The following is a 24150-nucleotide window of genomic DNA, read 5'->3' on the forward strand; positions in this document are numbered from 1 at the left end:
ATTGGGAAACACCCATACATTTTTAAAGATATATTTTCCGTAACTGATACGCACTAACAACTCTCTATTTTACAACTCTATCTATTTGATTCGGAAGAGGCTGGCTTTTTGAGAAGCAAGATAAGGTTACATATTCAGAGAATGGTAGCGAACCTTTTTGAAGGTTCTTTCTCCAGTTACTTGAACTCAACAAGAGGTATTGAACTTGATGAGCTGAGACAATACCAGCCTGGTGACGAATTCAGGTCTATCGATTGGAAGGCTACTACCAGGACCGGGAACTTGCATGTCAGGCTTAAACTGGTCGATAAAAGGACTAATATATTCTTCTTGATCGATAGAAGTGGTTCAAAGAAGTTTGGTTCAGCACATTTTACAAAAGAAGAAATTCAATCCTCCATAGTTTCTATACTTGTCAAATCAGCAACAGAAACAGGTAATCTCGTAAGCTTTATAACGTTTACTGATAAGATTGAGAACTATATCCCGCCTCAAGCCGGCCAGAGAGAAGGTATAAAATTAGCGAGGAATATGATCATTGATAAGACGGAAAGCATACAGACAAATATCAACTGCGCATTCAGATTTTTGAACAGTTTGCAATTCGCTCCTTCACTTGTTTTTGTATTATCTGATTTCTTTGCACCGTTTGATTATGAGAGTTCATTGAAATCCCTTATAAAAAAACACGATGTTATTCCAATAGTATTGTCTGACATAAGGGAAGAAGTATTGCCTAAGGCAAGAGGTTTTGTGGCAGTAAAGGATTTGGAAACTCAAAAAGTAAAGTATCTGGATCTGTCTCAGGATCTCTTTACGAAACCACAACATAAAAATTTGTTTAATAAGCTTAATCTTGATTACCTTACGTTGAAGACCGATCAGAACGAAGAACAATGGACAGGCGCTCTGTCAGATTTTTTTGATAAGAGAATCAGGCGCAGAAGCCGGATAAAAAGATGAAGAGAATTTTATTATTAATATTTTTGGGTACATTTGTGTTTATTATGTCTATTAACACTTGCAAGGCACGGCAATCAGATTATGGACGTGAACATGAGTATGGAGATTCCGTCCAGCCGCGTGATATAGATACACTGATACCTGAAATGGATGAGGCCGTTGAGTTGTGGCTGTTTGTAAGTGACTATCGGTTTGTTACCGGTAAAATGATTCATTTGACCCTGCAGATGGTGTGGAAACTGGGTGTCAGTGTAGATACGGAGGAATTTAATTCGATTGATCTTTCGCCTTTCAGCATAGAAAAGGTGACAGTTGGGGAGAGGCAGATATTTAATAATGATAGTGACTTTTGTGTCATAACATACATCCTCTCTCTGCCTGATGATGCGGAAGTGGGAATATACACGGTACCCGCATTCTACATTTCGTACAATGACGAGGCAAATAAGAGTTCCGGGCAGGTACAATCCTCTTCCATGGCTTTAAAGAAGGTTCCCATTCTGGTAGAGACAGAGTTGGATAGAGATATAATTAACATTGGAGATACACTTAAATATACACTTACGGTCTGGCATGAAAAGTATATACAGATACTTAAAGAGAATATGAGGGAACTTAATCTCAGTCCGTTTAAATTAATAGATTTCAGGATCAATGAGGAAGCGGAAGGAAAGCTGAGAAAGACCACTATAGAATATGAGCTCTCGATTTACGATTTACCGGATAAAGAAGAGAATTTTGAAATTCCTTCAATACCCGTATTGTATTTTAACAAGGGTGAAGTAGATGTTTTTGAGGAAGAGGATGCAAAGATTCCTGTAACTCAAAGAGTAGGCGCTCCGGCAATACCTGTTTTAATTAATAGCTTATTAAAAAGAATTGATGTGCCACTTGAAGGGTCAAAGGGGCCACTAGTTTATTCACGGAAGGATAAATTCTTAAGAAGCCACCTGCCGGTAATTATCGGGGTTGTTATCATAATTGCACTTGGGGCAAATGAAATCAAGAAGCTTGCATACAGGATGTCCGCGATTCTTAGAGAAAGGATTGCTATGTCTCCTCTTGCGTATGCAGAGAGGATTGAAACACTGATTAACAGTTTTGACATTGGTGCGGAAGATGATGATTTGAGGCGGTCTGTTGTAATGGTTGATTGTACATTGAGGGGGTTTATGGGCGCGTTAAAAGAGATGCCCGGAAATGTAGTGCGCTCTGTAACTACAGATGAACTAATTGCTATAATCAGGGATAAAAAGTTGGCGGATGAAATAGTTGATACCGCGGACAATGTACTTAAATCATTTGACTCCGTTATATTTGGTGAGGTCAATAGAGATGTAATTAAGCAGGCTATGGATGAAGTGCCGGAGATTCTGAAAGAGTCGAGAAGGCGGGGGTATTATTAGATAATTCATTTTGTGGCATCTATTATTAATTTGTGTATTTGCCTTTAGTAAATTTTACAATTTGAATATTTGTTATAGACAACGTTTGAAAGATTCTTTGGTCGTCCCTCACTCAGATTGAAATGTGATGGAGGAAGACCAAAAAATCTAATGTTATCATATTACAGAACATATAAAACATGAATCTGGGAAATCCTATTTTTCTACTGGTATTGATTCCTTTTATTGTCTTGATTTTTTTAAGAAGAGAAGGAAAATATTTAGGCTATTCAAGCACAAGGCATATAGAAGAGACTAAAAGCGTTAAGACTTATGTGAGACGATTGCCAAAAATACTCTGCTTCATTACCGTATTATTTGCAGCACTTGCATTTGCGAGGCCCCAATCCAGCTATCATGAAGCAGAAGTCACATACCAGGGACGTGAAATAATACTGTCTATAGATACTTCGTTCAGTATGACCGGTGAGGCTATGGAAAAAGTCAGAGACATTTCAAAAGATTTTATAAGGAAAAGAAGCCATGATATGATAGGGATTACCATGTACGGAACTGACGCGGTAGTTGTAGTGCTTCCTACCTGGGAAACAGAGTTGCTGGAGAAGTCGTTAGACAGGATCAAACCTCATCATGTTGGTGTGAGGACAGCTATCGGAGAGGGACTTTTTACTTCAATTCTTGCACTTATTGAAAGGGACATGGGGCAGGTTTTTGAAATCAAAAAATTGAGAAAAAGTATTAACAGGGATGAAGGGCTTGGTAAGTATGCTCTGGATTTTGTGAAAATGGTACAGGGAAGAGGCTCGATGAAAAACAAGGTTATAATCCTGTTTACAGACGGCATATATAATGTGGGTATAAACCCGACAAGGCCTCTTCGTTTTATTAAGAGGCTCGGGGTAAAAGTACACGTAGTCTCCGTGCCTGCCTCTGCTGAGACAGGTGTAGAGCATGAACAAGCTGCTGAAAGAACGGCATCGTTAAGGAAGGGTGTTGAATCAACAGGTGGGAAATTGTTTGAAGCGGAGAACTATGAGGAGGTTGAAAGGTTTTATTCAGAGATTGACAAAATAGAAAAGGAAAAGATAATAATGCAAACTGTTGTAAAGAAGAAAGATCTCTTCCTTGTTCCAACGGCGATAAGTATATGCTTCCTGTTAGGGATGATAGTAATAGAAAGTATATGGTTGAAGATTCCGTAATAAGACTGACGGTAAGTATGTATAGTCTGTCTCCCAAACGGACTTATATATGAGGCCTGTTTGGAAAACGGGGACTACGTATTTTGTTTAGAATGTCATTGATAAATGGTTTGTGCGCAGGTGCGAATTGGTACAACTGGCGAAAAAAGAAATGGGTCGTAATATTAAAGTTACGATATTCAGCAAGAGAGGCAAATTAAAGGATGTTTGGTGAAATCAGGAAAATATATCAATGAACAGAATCAACATTATTAAAATATCACTTCTAGTCATGGCAATAGTATTGATTACCTGTGGGCGGGGCTACTTGAGTCAGTGCAGACTTGCTGAGGATGTGAAAAAAGACGTAGAAATGGGAAGATATAATAAAGCGCTTGATACTCTGGAAGAGGTAAGAGGGTCGGTATTATACAGACTTTCTAAATATCTTGATAGAGAAGATTCATATGTTGCGTACAATACCGGTGTAGTTTTGATGCTGATGGGTGACACTAAAAGTGCGGGGGTAGAGTTCAAGCAGGCTGCCAGAACAGATAACGAAGCAATTAAAGAAAATGCCATATATAACAGGGCGAATATAATAGCAACAAATATGGATTTTATTACGGCGGCGGAAGAGTATTCAAAGGTGCTCGGGATAGATCCTGACGATTTTGAGGCGAAAAAGAACCTTGAAAGAATGCGGCTGGGGCAAAAACAACTCTCAACACTGTTTTCTCAGGTCAAACAGGAGAGAGAGGAGAGGATCCAGTCTTTGAAGCTCATTCCGTGGGGTAATAAATACAGACATAGTGGAGAACAGAAGATCAGGTGGTGAGGACAGACCTCGCTTTCGAGAGGACTAAATTTCTGGAATTCTCTAGAACGAGATACATTCTATCATTATTCGACAATAGCACTAATTCACCATAAAATATTACTCTTAAAAATGCTATTCTTTTCACAACAACAATATTTAGTTTACATACTCCCTGGCGTGGTGCTTATCTTTCTTGCCTATCTCTATTCCATGGGGAGGAAGAGGAGTTGGTTGAAGAGTTTTGGCGGGCTAGATATTTTACAGAGATTCAGCAGGATACCGAATACAACCTGCAATATCACCAAAGGTTTAATGATCAGCGCCTCATTTTGCGGTCTGTGTATGGTCCTGGTTGGGCCGAAGTGGCAGACTACTGAAGAGTATTTTGAGAAGGAGGGTATGGAGATTGTCTTTGTTCTGGATGTGTCACTGAGTATGCTGGCGGAGGATGTAAAACCTAACAGACTGCAAAGGGCAAAAATTGAGATGGAAAACTTGATTAAGGGCCTTGAGAATGATTATTTGGGTCTGGTAGTATTTGCAGGACGGGCATTTTCCATGCTTCCTTATCTGACAACAGATTATGATAGCATTTATTTGAGAATTTTGCGTATGATTAATGAGAACTACGCGCGTTTTGTCCCGTACGGTACAAATGTTGGAAATGCTCTACTTGTTGCAATTGAGTCGTTCAGCAAGGAGGAGAGAGAGAAGGTAATTATCTTTCTTACTGACGGAGAGGAGCAGTTGGCAGTTAGAAGCCAGGTGGCGGAAGCGGTAAAGATGCTTATGGAGAGGAAGGATATCTCGGTTTATTTGATAGGAATTGGAGACCTGCAGGAGTATTCTCCAATCCCTAAAAAGGACAAAAATGGACATACAATTGGTTACGAGCTTGATATAGAGGATAATACGATTATGACAAGGCCTGATCCTGAATTATTACAGGAAATTGCGGATGTAACCGGTGGTAGATATATCCATGATGCGACTGGAGATGAGCTTAAGGGTATTTTTGAGGGAGTTATAGCGGAACATAGAAAAGTTTTAGGGGTAAAGACCAGAAATACCGTTAAAGATATTTCGCAATACTTTCTAGGTGGTGTGTTGATTTTTCTCGTATTTTTTTTGTTGTTGTAAGGCGAGGTGTTCTTTACGATAATCGTTTGCCTGTTATAACGCTTTGATGTTTTCTCTTTTATACTCATAATTCTTTACTTTTCTCAGGCCGACTCCTCAGTAGATAAGTTCAACGAGTTTCTCCTTCCGTGTTTACTGATAATGTTATTAAAATAATCTGGAAATTTTTCATATTCTATGACATATTTGACTATATACAATGGCGCTGGTATAGTGCGATAAGAGGTTTCCGCTTTTATTTTGAAAATGACAAGTTGGATAGATCAAAATCTGACTGTCAAATAATCCGTCAGGTAAGAATGTTTCCGCTAAAGTATAGTGTGACTAATTAATTGAGAGGGTGAATAATATGGTTTCAAAAGAGGATATACAAATAAAACCTGGAAAATTGTTTATTAATGGCAAATGGGTAGATTCTGTTTCAGGTAAAACTTTTGATGTCTTAAATCCCGCAACGGAAGAGGTATTAACATCTGTTGCCGAGGGAGATAAGGCAGATATTGATCTAGCTGTTTCCGCTGCTCGTAAGGCCTTTGAAAAAGGGCCATGGAAAAAAATGGATGCACGTGAAAGAGGTAAGATTTTGTTAAAAATCATGGAATTGATAGAAAAGAATAAGGATGAATTGGCCCTGCTTGAAACTATGGACAATGGTAAGCCAATCAGTGAAACAACGAATGCTGATCTCCCACTTGTGATTGACTGTTTGTTGTATTATGCGGGATGGGCTGACAAAATCCATGGTGAGACAATTCCGGTGAGAGGAGAGTACTTTAATTATACCACGAGAGAACCTGTTGGTGTTGTGGGACAGATAGTACCATGGAACTTCCCCCTTCTAATGGCTGCCTGGAAGATAGCGCCCGCTCTGGCCTGTGGCAACACAGTGGTTTTTAAGCCTGCTGAACAGACGCCATTAACTGTATTGAGGCTAGGTGAGATTTGCCAGGAGGCAGGATTGCCGGATGGAGTTCTGAATATTGTGCCAGGTTATGGTCCTACGGCAGGAGCGGCCCTTGCTGAGCATATGGATGTTGATAAGATTGCTTTTACTGGTGAAAATGCTACTGGACAAATCATAATGCGGGCTGCATCAAAGAATTTGAAACGAATTTCACTGGAGTTAGGTGGAAAGTCTCCAAATATTGTATTTGCAGATTCCGATATTGATAGTGCCGTTGCCGGCGCTATGACCGGTATATTCTTTAATCAGGGTGAAGTTTGTTGTGCCGGTTCCCGATTGTTTATCGAAAAGAGTATTCATGATGAATTTGTAGAAAAGTTATCAGATAAAACTGCTGGTATGCGTGTTGGTGACCCGGTAGATGCCGACACTCAGATGGGCGCGCAGGTTTCTAAAGAACAGTTTGATAAGATATTAGGTTATATCGATGCTGGAAAACAGGAGGGAGCAAAACTGGTAACAGGCGGTGAACGATGTGGTGAAAGAGGGTATTTTATTAAGCCTACTATCTTTGACGCGGTTGATAACAATATGAAGATAGCGAGAGAAGAAATTTTCGGACCAGTTGTTTCGACAATCAGTTTTGATGATATTGATGAAATGGTAAGGCAGAGTAATCTATCGATATTCGGCCTGGCTGCTGCTGTCTGGACAAAGGATATAAAAAAGGCACACAGGCTCGCCAGAGATTTGAAGGCTGGTACAATATGGATCAATACTTATAATGCTTTTGATGCTGCATCGCCTTTTGGTGGCTTTAAACAGAGTGGTTTTGGTAGAGAGCTGGGTGTTCATGCTTTAGAGTTGTATACACAGGTAAAAAGTGTGTGGATAAACCTTGGCAGCTAAACGTTTGTTAAATAACTTAGTAACATGAAGTTTGATTATAGGTATTGGTTTAGAATGAGATATGCTTTTTGGTTATATTCAGAACCCTAGCTGCGCTGCATGGGTATTTTCAAGGTTAGCCGAGGGCTTTAAACCAACTTTTTAATCAATATGGTTTTGTTTGATAGAGATGGAAAAGCTTTAATTTGTGGTACTTACAATACTGGTAACAGCAATTTCTGTAAAAATTTATATTGAGTTTTTTTTCTAATTTGATATAAGAGTTGTTTCACAGGTCTTTTATAATATGCAGATTTTTTATTTAGAGACCGGACAAATACATCCCACACTGAAAAACTACAACGTATTGGTTTATAGCTATACGTAGGCCATGATTTGTAGTAAGTCATTTCTTTTTCTAGTATTAGACTAAGACAATCAGGATAAAAAGCACAAATTAAGATAGTGGTAACAATGAAAACAAAACGCATAGTTCAGATATTGGTTATTTTTTTATTTTTTGTTCTTCCAAAAAACATTCTTTTTAGTGCTGATGGCCATAGTTATTATTATAATCTTGGCATTTCTCATTACGAGAAAGGTAATATAGATGATGCTATTTTAGCATGGGAAAAAGCTGTCTTAGTTAATCCGGCATTTGTAGAAGCATACTATAACCTTGGGAATGTCTACGAGGAAAAAGGGTTGTTGATGAAAGCTATCTCTTCCTGGGAAAAGGTTTTAGAACTTACTCCTTCTGATATTGATGTCTATTTTAATATTGGGGTAGCATATACTAGACAGGGTATGTACACTGAGGCGAAAGATGTATTCAAATATGGAGTAAAAGTTGACCCTGATGATCCGGAAATTCACTATTTACTTGGTATTGTATTTATGAATATCGGTGAATTGGATAATGCAATCAAAGAATTAAAAAATACTTTGATATTACGTCGTGACCATGCAGGGGCCTGCTATATTCTGGGAAATGCTTATTATGACAAGAATATGTTGGATGCCGCACTTGCATCGTATAGAGATGCGATTAAGATAAACAATAAATATTCTGATGCTTACAATAATATAGGTTCAATTTTATTTGATAAGGGTCTGTTTGATGATGCTATAACTGCATGGAAAAATGCAATTGAGATTGATCCTGACTTTATAGATGCTTATTTTAACCTTGGGAACGCTTATGATAAAAAGGGGATGTTTTACGAGTCGGTTTCTGTCTGGAGAAAGGCTCTTGAAATAAATCCGGACATGTTGGACACTCGCTATAATCTCGGTATTGTTTACTCTGAAAATAAGATGTATAGAGAAGCAATCAGCGAATTCAAGCAAATTTTAACATCAAACCCTGATGATATAGATACCCTTGTTAGTTTAGGTCTTGCTTACAAAAACTGGGGGCTGATTAATAAGGCAATTTATAAGTATAAAAAAGTTCTTGGCATTCAACCTGATAACGTTTCTGCTCTAAATAATCTTGGGCTTATTCACATTCAGAAGGGGCAATATGATAAGGCTATTTCACTATTTTGGAAGTTAAGACGGATTAATCCGGATTATCTGGAAGGGCTATATAACCTTGGATTGGCATTTTACTTTAAGGATGATCTTGATAAGGCGATTTATACATGGGAGGAGTTGGCAAGTATTGATCCTGCTTATGGGAATATACATAATGATTTGTCTGTATCTTATAAAAAGAAAGGTTCGTTCCGTGACTCAATAGCTGAACATGAAAAAGCGCTTGAAGAGCTAGGTAAACGTGATAAGGGTTTTTCAATTGTGCTTCCTGCTTGTGCAAAGGAGAAAAATATGCTAGTAGTGAATAGGAGAAAGTTGTTGCCAGCGGTAACAATTGGCTTGACTCAGGAAGAAGCGGTAAGGCTTGCAAAGGTACTTGGAGAGAGTAATGTGGAAATTGGTTTTTGTCTGGAACTTCTTGCTGATATCGATTTTGTGATGCTGGAAGATAAAATTGCAAATAAATAATGTCAAAAAAAATTTGTATATCCGTGATAGGAAGTGGTAGTGGTGATGATTTGTTAAGTCCTCAAATTTCTAAAATTGCGAACGAAGTGGGACGGGAGATAGCAAGTCGAGGTGCGGTTCTGATATGTGGCGGTCTGGGTGGAGTGATGGCTGAAGCGGCTAAAGGTGCTAAAGAAATAGGTGGCCTTACGATTGGGATTTTGCCGGATGAAGATCCTGGCAGTGCAAATCCTTTTATCGATATTGCGTTACCGACAGGTTTGGGTTTTGCGAGGAATGTTCTGGTTGCATATTCCGGGGATGCTATAATTGCGGTAAGTGGCAGATTAGGCACTCTTACCGAGATCAGTTATGCTCTTATAAAAAAGAAACCTGTAATTGGGATTCAGACTTGGAATTTAGAACAGTTATCTGGTAGAATGTCTGCCTTCGAAGAACTGGTTTATAGGGACAGTGTTATAAGGTGTGAAAATGCGAAGGAAGCAGTGGATAGGGCCTTTGCTATCATAGAAAATAAAGAGAATTGATAAATGGAACTAATTGAAAAAGTAAAAAAATTAATTTCGTTGATGAATGAAAATGGTCTTGCTGAAATGGAGGTTGAGGAAGAGGCAACCAAGATACGTTTAAAAAGGAACAGCATGGATTCTATACAAACGAGTATTCAATTGCCTGATGTTAAATCTTCATTGCAGGAAGGTGCAACTAAATATCTAACATCACAGGATGAATCAAATACTTCTGAGGTCGTAGCTCCAATGGTTGGAACATTTTACACTAGTGCTCCTGGTGCCGGACCTTATGTAGATATTGGAGATGAAGTTGGAGAAGAGACCGTTGTTTGTATCGTTGAGGCGATGAAGATCATGAACGAAGTTAAAGCAGAGACAAAAGGAAAAATTGTTGAGATCCTGGTGGAAAATGGCACTGCTGTTGAATATGGACAGCCTCTTTTTAGTGTTGAGCCATCTGGAGAAGAAAACTAGTTGTACTTAGGGCAATCTTTTTTAACTGTATAAAATGACAAGAGATTGACTTGGCGGGTGAAGGATTGTGTTGTATGACTCCGGCTTACTTTACCGTTTGTGTTGTCTTGCGATTTCTTGAGTGCGGTCAAACCTCTGAGTTTGCCTTGCATCGTAATGTGCGATAGTAACAATAATAATATTTTTATGGGTCGCGCTGGTATAATCAAGTGCGAGTTTTTCTCATAATTTGGCTTTGCGTTGATAAAAAAATTAACCAAAATAAAATTATAGATTTTATATTCTACTATGAAGAAGGTGGAAATCAGGAGGGTTTTGCATAGCTTATGTTTTCCAGGATATTGGTCGCAAATAGGGGTGAAATAGCTTTACGGATAATAAGAACCTGTAAAGAACTTGGTATTGAAACGGTTGCCGTTTACTCAAAGGCTGATAAAGATGCCTTGTATCTGCAATCTGCGGATGCGCATGTTTGTATCGGTCCTGGGGAATCTGCAGAAAGTTATTTAAATATTCCAAGTATTATAAGTGCTGCAGAGATCACGGATATAGAGGCTATACATCCGGGATACGGCTTTTTGGCTGAAAATAGTCACTTTGCTGAAGTTTGTGAATCGTCTAATATTGTATTTATTGGACCGAATTCAGGGGTAATGAATAAAATGGGTGATAAAACCCTTGCAAGGAATATAGCAATTGAGAATAAGATACCTGTAATTCCAGGTAGTGACTCTACTATAAACGACCAGCAGCAGGCTCTGGAGGTAGCACACAAAATTGGCTATCCTGTTTTGATAAAAGCTTCATTCGGTGGCGGTGGCCGAGGTATGAGGGTTGCTCATAATGATATCAGTCTGGTCAATGCTCTTGCGGTTGCACAGCGTGAAGCTAAAGTGGCTTTTAACGACTCTTCTATTTATATTGAGAAATACATAGAGCCTTCGCGGCATATTGAAGTCCAGATAGTTGCTGATAAATATGGTAATGTAGTGCATCTGGGAGAGAGGGATTGCTCAATTCAAAGAAGGCATCAGAAGTTAGTGGAGCAGGCTCCATCGCCAAATTTAGCAGATCAATTGCGTGAAGATATATGTAAATCTGCCATAAAGCTTGCAAAAGCAGTTAGTTATACAAATGTTGGGACAGTGGAATTCCTGGTTGACTCGGAGGGAAAATTTTATTTCATTGAAATGAACACCAGGCTTCAAGTTGAACATCCAGTGACGGAAATGATTACTGGGATCGATTTGGTTAAAGAGCAAATCAGGATTGCCTATGGCGAGAGATTAAACTTGCGGCAGAAGAAGATAAAAAGCGAAGGGGTTGCAATAGAGTGCAGGATAAATGCGGAAGACCCTGATAATGGGTTTAGGCCATATGCCGGTAAAATTACAATGTGCAGTGTCCCTGGGGGTAAGGGTGTCAGGGTTGACTCACACGTTTATGCCGGATACGAGGTGCCACCGTATTATGATTCATTATTAGGCAAATTGATAGTTCATCAAAAAGAAAGGGAAGAGGCTATTGCCTGTATGAAGAGGGCGTTAAGTGAATACAGGATTGAAGGAATTAAGACGACGATACCTCTTCACTTAAAGGTTATTTCAGATTCAAGGTTTGCAACTGGCGATGTTGATACACATTTTGTTGAAAATCTCATAGATGAGAAATAGGAATTTGGAAAATACTTGCTAAACCTGTTCAAAGAAGATTAATGAATAGGTTTGGTGTCTAATTAATACATGGATTTAGCAATGATTTATTAGTGTTTTAAACACTGTAGGACTAAAAAAAGATTGTTATTTATAGCGTCTTGAGTGTGTCATTATCTATCGATAAAAAGTATTTATAAAATTTGCTTTTTGACTGGGTTCTTTATAAAATGTATCTAATAGTTTTTTCTTGACACACTAAAATGGTCTTGATAAAATTCCACACTTCTTGCCTTTATGTGTTATGTGGTTTTAAGTGTTAATTGTCATGGCAAGAGTATTAATTATTACAGCATAATTTAAGATATTGAGAAGGGGGTTACAATATGTTTGGCCGAAATTTAAGTAGATTTTTTCTGATGTCCGCAGCTATTACATTGTCACTTGTGATCGTTTGTAGTGGCCAGGGCTTTGCAGGAAAAAAACAGAAGTGGAAGTTCATGAGTAACTCAGGTTGCAAGTGCCATATGTCTAAAGGTTGCTTTGAAGGTGAAGAGTATAAGAAGATGAAAAATCAGCATTACAACACCTTCCAAAGGTTGGAAACTGACGAAGATAAGAGTAATCCTGAGTGTCTGAAATGTCACGCTACCGGGTTGGGAATGAAGATTAAGAAAGGCAAGTCAAAGCAGGGTAGTAAGGATTTTATTGAAAATGTTGGTTGCGAAGCGTGTCACGGCCCTGGTGAAGGTTACATTAAAGTAAAGAAAAATTACATGAACAAGGGTAAGGATGCCTTCAAGGATCTGTTGAAAAATGATCCTATGGCTGCCAGGAAGGCTCAATATGATGCAGGGATGATTGTTGCGGGAATCAACACTAAAACAATACAAGAACAATGCCTGCAGTGCCACTGGGATACTCCTGATGCTAAAAATAAATGTCCTAAGTGCGAAGGTAAGAAAAATAGTGAAGGTCAGGATAGGTTGTTCACTAAAAATTACATTAAACGGGATGATCACAGAGACCATGACGCTATAGATGACGTTGCGCCTAAAGCGGATAAAAAGAAGTGGAAGGGTTATTTGGAACAGGATCCATGGTTTAAGACAAAGCCACCTAATGCTAAATAATTATTGTCTCGTGTTTTGCTTTTGTAAATGGTTTGTAAATTAAAGCTTCACATTCGTAGCTTTTTTATAAATAGCGACATTAACAAGTGTTTTTCTGCTCCCCTCTCTCTCTTTCTGGGAGAGGGGAGATTGAATGTGGGGCCTGCTGTTAGGATATGCTGCTGAAGTTAGAGTTCGCCCACAATATAAGTACTATCTTTCTTTAAACATAAGAGGAGGAAATCATAAAGTGGTATCATTGTCAAAGTCAACGTTAAGGGTATCTAAAGATAGTAAAATTCGTAAGCTTGTTGTATTAATATGTTTCGTTTCATGTCTTGTTTTCATATCTTCAATTTCATCAATAAATAACGCTTTTGCTCAAGAAAATAGTGACTGTATGGAGTGCCATACAGATCCATCGGCGGTAGATTCTAAGGTAAGGGTGGATCACGTAACCGGTGAAGTAGAATTTGTATCAATGGTTGTTGATGAAAAAGAATACCATGCATCAGCTCACGGTGGTGAGGATTTCTACTGTATCGACTGTCATGCAGATTTAGAGGATACAGAAGGGGAACATTATCCTAATTTGAAACCGGTGGATTGTGTGACGTTCTGTCATGATGACCCTGCTGCAACATTTCTTGAGGGTAGTCATGCGAGTTTAATGCAGGAAAAAGGAGTTCAGCTGCCTACCTGTAAGTATTGTCATACAGGTCAAAAGTCTAAGATGAATACTCCTCGGGCTGATAATCTGGAGCATAGGGGAGACACTATAGAAAAATGCGGAGGATGCCACGAGAGTTATTATAGATCATATCGCAATAACCTCCACGGTCAAGTTACTGCAATGGGGCATTTGGGCACAGATATAGCAACATGTGTCGATTGTCACGGGCAGCATACCATACTTAATTCGTCAGACCCGGAGTCTACATTAGGACCGGAGAATGCAAAGGAGACGTGTGGTAAGTGTCATCCTGGGGCTGGGGACAGTTTTGTTAAGCATGTCGCGCATCCTGGATACAAAGATATTGGATATTATAAGTCTGCATTGGTAGCTCTTAAGAACATCAGGAAGGACCCCGGGGAAATCAAAGCAATCGTGAAGAGCCCGCAGACATTACTAACCGTGCTATTTCTGGCTTATGTGGGTCTTTTAGTGGTAACGTTTATACAGTTTGGTACTCATATGCTTTTCTCGTGGCTGGCATCAATACTAGACGATCGAAAGGAGGGGGGTGCTGATCATGGCTAATAGCACTACAACGTTAATGCGATTTGGTAAATTTCATAGATTTGGCCATACGCTAACAATAATAAGCTTTTTTGGGTTAGTGCTGACAGGTATGCCGTTGGTGTTTAAGGATTACGCATGGGCTCAATGGTTGTACGGCCTGATGGGAGGTTATCCTACGGCTGGTAATATTCATAGGATATGTGCGCTTATTACTTTTTTTGCGGCATTTCTTCATTTTGCATATCTTGCCTTTGAGACATTAATAAGGAAGGATAAGGGTATCTTCTGGGGGCCGGACTCTCTTTTGATACAACCAAAGGATGTGTTGCATATATTGGGAGATATCTTGTGGTTTTTCAGGCTGGCGAAAAGGCCGAAGTTTGAAAGATATATTTATTGGGAAAAATTTGAATATCTTTCGCTAATGTGGGGTACGTTGGTTATGGCGGTTACGGGTTTTGCTCTCTGGTTTCCTGTGCAAACAGCGAATCTGGTGCCTGCCAGCATTGCGACATATGTTGATATCCCAAGTATAGCACTGGTTGCTCATAGATACGAAGCGTTGCTGGCGGCAGGTTTTATCTTTTCAATTCATTTCCTGCATACACACATGCTTCCTGAAAATATTCCAACAGATGAGGCAATGTTTACCGGTAAAATTGATGAGGCGCATGTTAAGCATGAAAGAGGTGCTTATTATGAAAGAATGAAGGAAGAGGGTCAGTTAGAGAGTCTGAGGGTTCCGGCATCTTCTGCCGGTGCAAAATTTGTTTCCAGGTTAATGGGAGTTCCGCTTCTTGCTGTTGGGTTGCTGATGGTAGGGTTTATGCTGTCATCCGTAGTATGTTCTCTGGCATATCTTTTTGTGGAATTAACTAAAAACCTCCATTTTGATATATTTAGTATATTTGCTTTTTGATAATATAGAATGCTGTTTTCCTTCTTTTTTTTGAGGATGATTCTGGGTGATTAGTAGGGTGTTAATAACAGATGACGAAGAGCGTACGATTCGCAATATAAAGGTTATATTTGATGAGCTCGAAAATATCGAGATTGTTAAAGCGCAAGACCTGACTTCTATTGTGGATTTTGTTGAGCGTGAAAAACTTCATTTAATTATTACAGACCTGAGAGTGCCAAAGATGGGCAGGCTGGAATTTCTTAAACAGATTAAGTCTATGGATACTGAGCTGCCTGTGATTGTTGTTACTGGAGATGATTCCATTGAGACAGCTGTAGAATCGATGAAAGAGGGTGCGTTTGATTATATTGTAAGGCCGTTTGAAGGTGAATCTCTGTCTGTTGCTGTTGATAAAGCGCTTAAAATGAGATCTCTTGCTATGGAAAACAGATATCTTCGTAAAGAGTTGGAATCTCATTACAATTTCGGCAATATTATAGGTAATTCGCCAAAAATACTGGAGGTTCTTTTGCTTGCAGGAGACGTTTCCCGGACTGATTCAACTGTGTTTATTTGCGGAGAAAGTGGCACCGGGAAAGAGCTGGTAGCCCGGGCAATTCACTTTAATAGTTTGAGGAAAGGTGGCCCGTTGATATCGATTAACTGTGCCGCGTTACCTGAAACATTGCTGGAAAGCGAGTTATTCGGTTTTGAAAAGGGCGCATTTACTGGTGCAGAGCAATGCAAAAAGGGACGATTTGAACTGGCTAATAGTGGGACGTTGTTTCTTGATGAAATCTCGGAGATGAACCCTATTGTGCAGGCCAAGGTACTGAGATTGATAGAAGAGCGTGAATTAGAAAGGCTGGGCGGATCAGAAACTATAAAAGTAGATGTAAGGATAATTTGTGCCAGCAATAAAAATCTTGAAGAATATGTTAAAAATGGTCAATTCAGGGAAGACTTATACTATAGATTAAATGTGTTTCCCATAGAGATGCCACCCCTCAGGGAAAGACCTGAGGATGTTTTACAGTTGGCGCGGAGCTTTGTCTCTCAGTTTTCTGAGAAGATGGGCAAGTTGTCTCTTCGGATGTCTAAGAATGTTGAAAACCTATTGATTTCTAGCAAATGGGACGGTAATGTAAGGGAGCTGAGGAATTGTATTGAAAGGGCTGTTATATTGTGTAAGGGGGATATTATTACAGAGGATCATCTTCCTGTTTCGTTAGTTAAGGAGTCTATTTCAAGTTGTGGGCATAGTAAGGATAAGTCATGTCAGATGATGAATATTGATTTGCCGCCAGAGGGTATTTCAATAGACGAGTTGGAAAAACATCTGGTTTTGCAGGCATTGAAAAAAAGCAAGAATAATAAAACTAAGGCGGCTAAATTGTTGGGGCTTAGCAGAGGAACATTTAGATATCGGCTTGAAAAATATGCTAATAACTGATAATAAATAATTTGACATTCAATCTTTTCTTTGGTAGTTTGCTGACAGATTGAAGTAATGATTTGGTAGAATTCAGCCACTTTTTAATACGTATTATTGGTATAGTCACAAATGATTTTGTAACAAGCTTCTGCGGTTTATTGGCTTATGTAGTTTGTTTTAGTGGGATGGTATTATGGCACGCTATGTGCATGTTTTCACATTGATTCAATAGTGTTGTTCAATATATTATGGAAAACGAAATTTGAAAGGGGGTGAAGATTTGAGTACATTAAAAGGAAGTTTTGGAAAGATTTTGTGTCTGGCTATACTTGTGTCAATGTTTGCGCTGATAGGTGGGCAGTTTACAGTTGCTTCTGCTGAAAAGGGCGGGCCTTGTCCGAAGAAAGTTAACGAGCTTTTGTATTGGTGTACAGAATGTAAGGAGATATTTACCTGGAGTGAATGTGGTAACCTGAAATACATCTGGAATAGCAAAGAACATAAGGCTGGTGAAGAAGTTGCTAAACATAAGATGGTGAAATCCTGGTCATGTATCAGGACAAGATATAATTGCGTTAATGACAAATGCGAGAATTCTAAGGCTTGCTACGCATTTAATATCGGATTTTGTGAAGTTTGCAATGATGATTTGACAGGTACTGCAATCAGGGCAAAATTAAATTTTGGTTGTAAGAAGTGTGGCAAAGAGTATGGCGAGCCAGGTGCAGGCCATGAGATCGATCATAAAAAAGAGTATGCTGAGCATTTGCTTACATTTGGTAAGTGTGAAGATTGTGGTGAAGAACTTGAAACTGTTTGTAAAATGTCTGGTACATGTCCGCATGAACCAGATTTTTAATGTAGTAATTTTATAATTTTATGTTTTTGGAGGTGAAGAATGAAGAAAAAGGCTTGGATATTGGGATTCCTGAGTGCGGGAATACTAAGCTTGGCGCTGGTTCAAAGTGCTGGTGCTGGCTTTATACAGGGCACAAGGGTAAGGACAGAGCATCCATCCCCATTCCACGTAGCAGTTTCGCCTGATGGAGGTCAGTTGGCCCTCTGTAATCAGTCGGGACATAGCGTGACGTTTGTTGATGCGAGGTCAAGAAAGGTGACCGGAGAGGTGCCTGTACAGGTACAGCCGGAAGCTAGTGTTTATACACAGGACGGTCGCACTTTATATGTCTGTAATGCTGAAAGTGACACTGTTTCCGTTATAGATGTAAGTAATAAGGCTGTTGTTAAAACAATTAAAGTTGGTGACTGGCCTTGTAGTGTAAAGTTGTCAAAAGACGGATCAAAGGCTTATGTATGTTGTTCAGGTAGTATGTGGAATACGGTAGATATTATCGACACCGCTATGAACAACAAAGTAGGTGAAATCAGAACTACTGATTACGGTCCAAGAGATATCGCTATCTCACCTGATGGAAAAACTGGTGCTGTAATCCTGGATACAACAGGTAAGATCAACAGGGGTGTTGATTTCGTTGATCTTGCAACAGGAAGGGTTATTGAGCACAGAAATATCTATCAGAGTTGTAACCTGAGGGGTGTAGAGTACACACCTGATGGAAAGTACGTTCTTGTCACAATGGAACAGCCAAAGAACTGGTTGCCTGTTTGTGAAGCAGAAAATGCTCAGATTTTCTCTAACAACCTTGCAGTTGTAGAGACAAAAAAAGGTGGTAAGGTAGCAAGTATGCCGCTTGATGAGCACAACAACTATGACGGAAATCCATATGGTGTAACAGTATCACCAGACGGAAAGTATGCTTTTATAGGTGTTAGAAGTATGCACAGGATAACAATTCTTGATCTGGAAAAGCTGTTGGACATCGTTGTTTCAAGCACACAAGAAGAGCTTGACGATATGAAGAATGACTTGACTCTTATGATTGACTATCTGGTAGACAGAGTAAATGTTGGTCTGGGTCCAAGTTCAGTTGTTCTTTCACCGGATGGTAAAACATTGTACACTGCTAACTATTTCACAAACAGTGTATCAGTTATTCAGGTAGGTGAAGAGCCTGTAGTAATAGCTACAATAAAAACAGGTCCTGATTGGGAGCCACTCGAAAGAGGTGAGCCTTTAACAGTTCCAGAAGTACATTACAGAGTGAAGCACTCTCCATATAAGAGTGAATTAGTACGATATGGACAGTTTTTGTTTAATGAAGCATCATGGACGCTGCAGGGTGAGTATTCATGTGCAAGCTGCCACTATGAAAGAGGTCAGACAACAGGCACGATCTGGGACCTTGGTGATGAAGGTTGGGGTAGCTGGAAGAACACGAAGTACATCAGGGGTGGAAGATATCTTCCTCCGTTCAGACACGAAGGTTTCACAGGACATCCTGATGAAATCGTTGGTGCAACATCATCAATTGACAGGGTATGTGGTCGTGACCCTGGATTTGTGTTCAGAAGTGAGAATTTCTCTCCTGAAAGACTTGAGGCTTTGATTGCTTACATCAGGTCTTTAGAGTTCACAGGAAGTCCGTTCAGAAATGATGATGGTTCGTTGACTGAAGCTCAGAAAAGAGGATGGAAAGTATTTAGTGATCCAAAGGTTGGTTGCATAGAGTGTCATCCTGGAGATCCTAAGAATCCAAGGGCTCTGTTTAGTGATGCTCAGACTCATGATGTCGGAACCGGAAGAGTCGGTAGAGATGGTTTCAGGACAACACCTGGAGCTGTTTTTAATACTACTGTTCTTGAATCAGGTGTAGAGCCTTATAGTGAAGAGTACGATGTGCCAATTATCGGACTTGATCTTGTAAAAGAGTTTGATACTCCAACATTGAGAGATATCTACGCTTCAGGTACATATTTCCATGATGGTAGTGCGCAGACTTTGATGAATACTATTGACAACACTTGCACAACAAAAGACATGCATGGTATTACATCACATCTGTCTAACCAGGAGTTGCAGGATCTTGTGGAGTTTATGAAGGCTTTATAAAATTCATTAATATGGTGATAGTCTCAGCTGTTAAGGAGACTATCATCAGTTGTGGATTCAACGTAAAAAGACTTATTAGTGTTTCATTTTAATATTAAAAGGAAAGGAGTAAACCAACTTATGAAGAAGGGATTTTTGAAGTCTATGGCCCTGGTTGGTGTTGTTGCTATATGGGGGCTGTTCAGCAGTGCCGACTCCCAGGCTCAAATCATGACAGGTGGAGCTAAACCTGGCAAGGCGATCTGGGGAGACTACTGGGGTATGGCTAGAGAAATTCAGGGTGAGGTTGATACTGTAGTTTTCACTCAGTCTAAGCCGACAAGCGCTGGAGACCCATATCACCAATACCCTAATTATGTTTCTAATGATAGCAGGATTGTATCATACAACACGAAGACAAGAAGCTTGAAAGTTCTTACAAAGGACTTCAAGAGCGCTTTCGATCCATGTCTTTATTGGGATTGTAAGAAGTTAGCATTTGCAGGAGTTCACAAAAACGGTGGCGGTTGTCAGATTTGGGAGATAAACATTGACGGTTCAGGTCTCAGGCAGTTAACTGATGCCCCTGGTACATCAAGAAGTCCTCTCTATTATGCAGCCGGAGCTATTGAAGAAGGTAAAGGTAGAGTTATATCTAGAGACAGATACTTCGAAGGTGACTGGAACCATCGTGGTGATGTTGATAAGTTAGGTTTCCTGATGCTTGCTTACTCACCTGACGGTGCAAAGGATGAGTTTGGTAGAGATCATAACTTTGACATCTACAGACTTGATCCTCAGGGTGGAAAGTCTATGGATAGAATCTGTGGTCATTTACTGGTTGGACTTACTATGCCAAACGTTGATACTGTTATGGACAAAATTACTTACAATGCTAGTTCGAATTTTGATCCTACATTAACACGTGACGGTAATATTATGTTCAGCAGCACACAGGGTAATGGTACTCATAACAACTCCAAGGGCAGTACATGCCTTCTCGTAGATAACTGGGATGGTTCATATCCAAGACATATCTATGGTAACGAGGTTGATGAGCAGCCAAATGATCCTAAGGTTTCGGCTAGAGAGGCTTCAGATGGATATGTTTATTACATCGAGGCATTAGACTGCAATTCTGGTATAGGTAATCTTGCAAGAGTTAGCTGGACTACTCCGCATTCTAAGACTCAGTCAAGGTTGAACCATGATGGAAGACTTTACAGAAGTCCACATCCAATGCCAGACGGACGTTTGATGGTGTCTTCTGCTGAAAGGCAGGATTTTGGTATTTACTACTTCTGTGCTGACAAAGGTACTGTATCTGAGTTAGTATATGATGATCCTGAGTGGAACGATCATCAGCCACAGCCAGTTTATCCACGTTACAAACCAAGATGGATAAACTCCTTTACAGCTGGAGCTGAATTTGGTGTTACAACAGTGACCTATCAGCCGTTTGACCAGGTTAGGGTTGAAGGATATCCTCACTCATGGAGTACAACAATATGTTTTGATACAACTTTGACAAATCTACCAATTGGTCCTTATCCTCATCAGAGGGCAAAGGAAGTTGCACATGGTGACATCAAAGCTGTCAGGGCATTAAATGTAATCCTCCCGGATGAGCCTGATCCTAAGAGATATCTTCAGGGTGCTGGTGCACACCTTCTTGGTGGCGCTAAGTCAAGTACTAACTCTGGATCGTCTTTTTCTCAGAGGCGTATGTTCGGGTATCAGTATGTAGAAGATGATGGTTCAGTTGTGAGTTCACATCCTGGTGATGAAGCTTATTGCTGGCAGATTCTGGATGATAATGGTATGTCAGTTCAGACTCAGTTGTCATGGGCATATGTAAGACCATATGGTGGCAGAATATGTACTGGATGTCATTGGGGTTCTTATGATAAGAAGGGTTATTTGAACCTTCACACAAAAGCACTTTATAACTGGTGGTTCAGTGACCTGAGCCATTATGATTCACCATTTATGTGGGCTAACTTGAGAGTTGACAAAAATGGTAAATATGCTGGTGTGAAACATGGTGAAGACGTAGTTGTTCCTGCCGATGTATATTACGGTGGTGCTTCAGGTACTACTTCAGCAGCAGTTGAAGGATTGAACATTGATAAGTTGAGAACTGTTGACTTCAGAAGAGACATTCAGCCGATCATTGACGCTAAATGTGCTTCTTGTCACAATTCTTCTCAGTCTCCTAATCTGAGTGGAAGTACTGATCTGGTATCTGTTGATGGCATAGCCGCTTTCAGCAAATCATATAACAGTCTTCTGGCTCCTCAGAGAGGTAGAGACACTAACATCGGTGGTAAGTATGTTAACCCAAGTGCTGCTATAAACAGTCTTCTAGTCTGGAGACTTTATGAAGAAGAACTGTCACAGTTCGCACCAAGGGCTAATCCTATGCCTGTTGCAGGAAGGGTTATGCATAACAAAATCTTAACACCAGAAGAGAGATACTTATTTGTTGAATGGGTAGACATGGGTGCACAGTGGGACAATATTCAAGGTCCTGACCCATACCCAGGATATCGTGGTAACAAATAAGAATCGATTTTAGATTCAGGAAAAGTGCTTTTTTTTGAGCATTTAGTTAGTTTAAAGCTGGCATAGTAGGAGTTTGAAAACTATGCCAGCTTTTTTTTATTTATATTTACTAAAATCACTTGACAAGTATTTCGTTATTAGTATAATTCATATTCTTTTTAAGAAAGAAGATGTTTCTGGTTTAGTGTTTTATATCTTAAGGTAGTAAGTACTTACAGAATAAGTGAGCTTGGTACTAGCTTATTAATATAGCAATTTTTTTTAGTGCTGAAAGGTTATAGAGTATAAAAGCTTACTTAGTGTGTGACAGTGTTTCAAGATGTTGTTATTGTATCTTTTTATACTAAGAAGAAAGGAGAAGGAAGAAGAATGATACGATCAGTAAGAGGTTTGTTATTTATGCTGGCAATTATTGCCGGTTGCACTTTGTTGCCGATGAATTTCTGCAAAAGTGCAAATGCTGATGATGCGGCACCAACGTTTCAGGATGTAGCGTCATCAATTTATGGGCAGGCTGTTGGAGATGATGATGATGGAACAATGTATGTCTTTGGATTGACAGCCAGATACACAGGTCCAGATAGAGTATTACCGGGTGAAGGTAAGTTTAAAAATATATTTAATTACTTACCTGTAACAGCTTTGTACTATAACCCTGATGATTACTATGTATCAACACAAAAGGTTGAGGGAGAGTTTAAGTCTGATGAGTGTGTTCTATGTCATTCAATCCAGACGCCTCGAATAGTAGTTGACTGGAAAGCAAGCAAACACTCAAAAGGTGGAAAGACAGCTGCGATGAAAGCGGAGCAGGTAGTAGGATGTGATGCATGTCATGGTAATAACCATCAGGAATTGACAATGCCCAGCGTTACCACTTGTGGTAAATGCCATGCAAAGGAAAAACGTGAACATCTTTCCGGTGGACAGGGTTCACATGGCTCTCATACTATTTGGGATATATCTGTAACCGAATTTGCCTGGCAAATTGGAAAACCTGCTGAAGAAGTAGCCGGATGTGCTCAGTGTCATGGTATCGCAGGGAACAGATGTGACGGATGTCATACAAGGCATCAGTTCAAACCATCAGAAGCAAGAAAACCAGATACATGTGGTGTTTGTCACATGGGTGTAGACCATGCTGAATACGAGTTCTGGTACAACTCTTTTCATGGTAAGATTTATATGATGGAAGGTGACACCTGGGATTGGGATAAGAAGATGACTCCTAAGAATTACCGTACACCAACATGTGCTTACTGCCATATAGGTGAAGATGGTAATCACAATGTACAACATATGTCAACAGATTATGCACATATGGGTATGTTTCAGCTAGACAGAGGTGCACCACAGCATAAAGCAAAGAGGGATGGATGGATAAAAAGATGTCAGGGTTGTCATTCACCAAGATTTGCGGCTGAACAATTGTATGCTATGGATGAACAGATTCATATCAGTTTCACTAAATGGCGTGAAGCAGTTGGCGTGATTGTTGGGTTATATCTTGAAGGCTTGTTTGATCCAATGCCGGCTGACCTGGCACCTGACTACACTGGTGGTCACACAATGAATCTACTACCAGGTGGTGCTCCAAGGTTCTACAATGTTTCAAACATTGAAAGACTTGCCGTTGAGATGATTGTTTACCAGGTAACTGGTGTATACAAAGCAGCAGCTCATTTCTCAACAGATGATGTTACTTACAATGCAGGTGCGTTTGTTATGGACAGACAGCTTGTTAAGATCAAAGATGAGGCTTCTAAGCTGAGAAGAATTTCTACTCTTGAAAAAGAGGTTGGTATAGAGCATCAGGCTTTTGATTTCTGGAAGCATGGAGAATATACAGATTTGCTTACCGGTTATAAGAGGCAAGAGGGCGATATAGTCGAAGATGCATGTGATCACGGCGATCATCCTTGTTTCGGTGAAGAGCATTAATCTTCATTAGGTAATTTTTGTAGTTTTTAGAAGGGTAGCACGGAGATTTCTAAACT

At 39.7% G+C, this 24150-nt stretch carries 18 protein-coding genes; all 18 read left to right on the forward strand.

Features of this window, described 5'->3' with window-relative positions:
- The first annotated feature begins 108 nt into the window (after nucleotides 1–108).
- The 18 genes from SCALIN_RS20290 (at nucleotide 109) to SCALIN_RS20380 (ending at nucleotide 24094) form a co-directional block, all read left to right on the forward strand.
- Nucleotides 109–963, forward strand: a complete 855-nt coding sequence (locus tag SCALIN_RS20290) for a DUF58 domain-containing protein (protein WP_096896259.1) — start codon at nucleotides 109–111, stop codon at nucleotides 961–963.
- Nucleotides 960–2369 carry a hypothetical protein gene (locus SCALIN_RS20295; protein ID WP_096896260.1) on the forward strand — a complete coding sequence of 470 codons (1410 nt, stop codon included), beginning with the start codon at nucleotides 960–962 and terminating at the stop codon, nucleotides 2367–2369. Before SCALIN_RS20290 ends, SCALIN_RS20295 begins: the two co-directional genes overlap by 4 nt.
- 179 nt (nucleotides 2370–2548) lie before the next feature.
- The gene (locus SCALIN_RS20300) at nucleotides 2549–3571 is read left to right on the forward strand and encodes a vWA domain-containing protein (protein WP_096896261.1); all 1023 of its coding nucleotides are present in this window, start codon (nucleotides 2549–2551) and stop codon (nucleotides 3569–3571) included.
- A gap of 232 nt (nucleotides 3572–3803) precedes the next feature.
- On the forward strand, nucleotides 3804–4388 hold the full coding sequence (locus tag SCALIN_RS23250; RefSeq protein WP_096896262.1) for a hypothetical protein: 585 nt from the start codon (nucleotides 3804–3806) through the stop codon (nucleotides 4386–4388).
- A gap of 213 nt (nucleotides 4389–4601) precedes the next feature.
- Nucleotides 4602–5510 (forward strand): VWA domain-containing protein, encoded by a 909-nt coding sequence (locus tag SCALIN_RS20310; protein WP_162532440.1) that lies wholly within the window; start codon nucleotides 4602–4604, stop codon nucleotides 5508–5510.
- A 349-nt stretch (nucleotides 5511–5859) separates the two neighbouring features.
- Nucleotides 5860–7323, forward strand: a complete 1464-nt coding sequence (locus SCALIN_RS20315) for an aldehyde dehydrogenase family protein (RefSeq protein ID WP_096896264.1) — start codon at nucleotides 5860–5862, stop codon at nucleotides 7321–7323.
- Nucleotides 7324–7776: 453 nt separating this feature from the next.
- Nucleotides 7777–9309, forward strand: coding sequence for a tetratricopeptide repeat protein (locus SCALIN_RS20325; protein ID WP_096896266.1), 1533 nt, complete (start codon nucleotides 7777–7779; stop codon nucleotides 9307–9309).
- Nucleotides 9309–9836 carry a TIGR00725 family protein gene (locus SCALIN_RS20330; RefSeq protein WP_096896267.1) on the forward strand — a complete coding sequence of 176 codons (528 nt, stop codon included), beginning with the start codon at nucleotides 9309–9311 and terminating at the stop codon, nucleotides 9834–9836. Before SCALIN_RS20325 ends, SCALIN_RS20330 begins: the two co-directional genes overlap by 1 nt.
- A gap of 3 nt (nucleotides 9837–9839) precedes the next feature.
- Nucleotides 9840–10295, forward strand: coding sequence for an acetyl-CoA carboxylase biotin carboxyl carrier protein (gene accB, locus SCALIN_RS20335; protein ID WP_096896268.1), 456 nt, complete (start codon nucleotides 9840–9842; stop codon nucleotides 10293–10295).
- 326 nt (nucleotides 10296–10621) lie between these two features.
- Nucleotides 10622–11968: an acetyl-CoA carboxylase biotin carboxylase subunit gene (gene accC / locus SCALIN_RS20340; protein ID WP_096896269.1), complete on the forward strand. Its 1347-nt coding sequence runs from the start codon at nucleotides 10622–10624 to the stop codon at nucleotides 11966–11968.
- A 365-nt stretch (nucleotides 11969–12333) separates the two neighbouring features.
- Nucleotides 12334–13080, forward strand: coding sequence for a multiheme c-type cytochrome (locus SCALIN_RS20345; RefSeq protein WP_096896270.1), 747 nt, complete (start codon nucleotides 12334–12336; stop codon nucleotides 13078–13080).
- Nucleotides 13081–13213: 133 nt separating this feature from the next.
- The gene (locus SCALIN_RS20350) at nucleotides 13214–14320 is read left to right on the forward strand and encodes a hypothetical protein (protein WP_096896271.1); all 1107 of its coding nucleotides are present in this window, start codon (nucleotides 13214–13216) and stop codon (nucleotides 14318–14320) included.
- Nucleotides 14313–15221: a formate dehydrogenase subunit gamma gene (locus SCALIN_RS20355; protein ID WP_096896272.1), complete on the forward strand. Its 909-nt coding sequence runs from the start codon at nucleotides 14313–14315 to the stop codon at nucleotides 15219–15221. Before SCALIN_RS20350 ends, SCALIN_RS20355 begins: the two co-directional genes overlap by 8 nt.
- A gap of 58 nt (nucleotides 15222–15279) precedes the next feature.
- Nucleotides 15280–16656 carry a sigma-54-dependent transcriptional regulator gene (locus SCALIN_RS20360; protein WP_162532441.1) on the forward strand — a complete coding sequence of 459 codons (1377 nt, stop codon included), beginning with the start codon at nucleotides 15280–15282 and terminating at the stop codon, nucleotides 16654–16656.
- A 262-nt stretch (nucleotides 16657–16918) separates the two neighbouring features.
- On the forward strand, nucleotides 16919–17497 hold the full coding sequence (locus SCALIN_RS20365) for a hypothetical protein (protein WP_133112116.1): 579 nt from the start codon (nucleotides 16919–16921) through the stop codon (nucleotides 17495–17497).
- A 39-nt stretch (nucleotides 17498–17536) separates the two neighbouring features.
- Entirely contained in the window at nucleotides 17537–19609 is a 2073-nt protein-coding gene (gene hzsBC, locus SCALIN_RS23645; RefSeq protein ID WP_096896275.1) for a hydrazine synthase subunit beta-gamma fusion subunit, read from the forward strand.
- Between the two features lie 120 nt (nucleotides 19610–19729).
- Entirely contained in the window at nucleotides 19730–22153 is a 2424-nt protein-coding gene (gene hzsA / locus SCALIN_RS20375) for a hydrazine synthase subunit alpha (protein ID WP_096896276.1), read from the forward strand.
- Between the two features lie 369 nt (nucleotides 22154–22522).
- Nucleotides 22523–24094 (forward strand): multiheme c-type cytochrome, encoded by a 1572-nt coding sequence (locus tag SCALIN_RS20380; protein ID WP_133112118.1) that lies wholly within the window; start codon nucleotides 22523–22525, stop codon nucleotides 24092–24094.
- Nucleotides 24095–24150 lie beyond the last annotated feature (56 nt).

The sequence above is a fragment of the Candidatus Scalindua japonica genome (assembly GCF_002443295.1).
Lineage (GTDB): Bacteria > Planctomycetota > Brocadiia > Brocadiales > Scalinduaceae > Scalindua > Scalindua japonica.